1 protein-coding gene is annotated in these 1,266 nt (G+C 60.0%); it reads right to left on the reverse strand.

The features are described 5' to 3' along the window. Positions 1 to 70: 70 nt before the first annotated feature. On the reverse strand, positions 71 to 1,138 hold the full coding sequence (locus I5W_RS07730; protein WP_044528793.1) for a type II asparaginase: 1,068 nt from the start codon (positions 1,136 to 1,138) through the stop codon (positions 71 to 73). Positions 1,139 to 1,266: the final 128 nt, after the last annotated feature.

The raw sequence follows: 1,266 nt of genomic DNA on the forward strand, positions 1-1,266 counted from the left end.
AAAAGCCCGCTACAGGCAGTGGGCTTGCAGCGGGCTTGGAAGTGAATGCTTCTTGCCCGGATGGCGGGGATCAGTACTCCCAGAACATCTTCTGGATTTCCCTGGTGTCGGTGGTCTTGGTCAGGGCCAGCATCAGCAGGATGCGGGCTTTCTGCGGGTTCAGGGTGTCGGAGACCACGAAGTCCAGCTTGTCGTCGTCGGCTTCGCCATTGCGCGCCACGATGCCTTGACCGACGCGGCTGGAACGCACGATGACCACGCCCTTCTTGCGGGCTTCGGTGAGCGCCGGGACCACGGTGTTGTTGAGGCTGCCGTCACCCACGCCAGCGTGGATGATGCCCTGTGCACCGGCGGCCACGAAGGCGTTGAGTGCGATCGGGTTCATGTTGGCGTAGCCGTAGACGATGTCCACTTGCGGCAGCTTGTCCAGGTTCATGATGTCGAACGGCGTGTCAACCGTGTTCTTGCGGGTGGACTGGCGATAGAAGTAAGGCTTGTTGCCCTGGATGTAGCCCAGGAAACCCAGTTCCGGCGTCTTGAAGGTGTCCATGGTGGAGGTGTTGGTCTTGGTCACTTCGCGGCCAGCATTGATCTGGTCGTTCAGTGCCACCAGCACGCCCTTGCCGACGGCTTCCTTGGAGCCGGCCAGCAGCACGGCGTTGTACAGGTTGATCGGACCATCGGCGCTGATGGCGGTGGACGGACGCATCGCGCCCACGATCACCACCGGCTTCTTGCTCTTGACCACCAGGTCCAGGAAGTAGGCGGTTTCTTCAATGGTGTCGGTGCCGTGGGTGATGACGATGCCATCCACGTCGCTCTGCGCCAGCAAGGTGTTGACGCGCTTGGCCAGCTTGAGCCAGGCGTCGTTGTTCATGTTTTCGCTGGCGATCTGCATGACCTGTTCGCCGCGCACGTTGGCGACCTTCTTCAGTTCGGGAACGGCGGCGATCAAGGCATCAACACCGACCTTGGCAGCGGTGTAGCCGACCGTGGTGGTGCTGGTGGCGCCGGTGCCGGCGATGGTGCCGCCGGTGGCCAGGATGACCACATTGGGCAGGGTTTGCGCGTGCGCGGCGGCGGCAGCAGCCAGGCAAAGCAGGACCAGCATTTGCTGGAAGAATTTTTTGATGTACATGTGTGCCTCTGAACGTGTGATTGAACGGATTTTCTTGGTTTTATCTTGGTTGTTCTTAGTTTTTTTAATTTTTTTAGTTTGCCCGGTGAGGATGGACTGCGCCGGGTGGCGTGAGTCATCCTGCAAAG

This window comes from Herbaspirillum sp. B65 (assembly GCF_000333555.1).
In the GTDB taxonomy this organism is placed as follows: Bacteria; Pseudomonadota; Gammaproteobacteria; order Burkholderiales; family Burkholderiaceae_D; genus Herbaspirillum; species Herbaspirillum rubrisubalbicans.

What these genes read in the sequence shown, in the direction of transcription:
- I5W_RS07730 (WP_044528793.1), bottom strand. Translation starts at nt 1,138, where the DNA reads ATGTACATCAAAAAATTCTTCCAGCAAATGCTGGTCCTGCTTTGCCTG.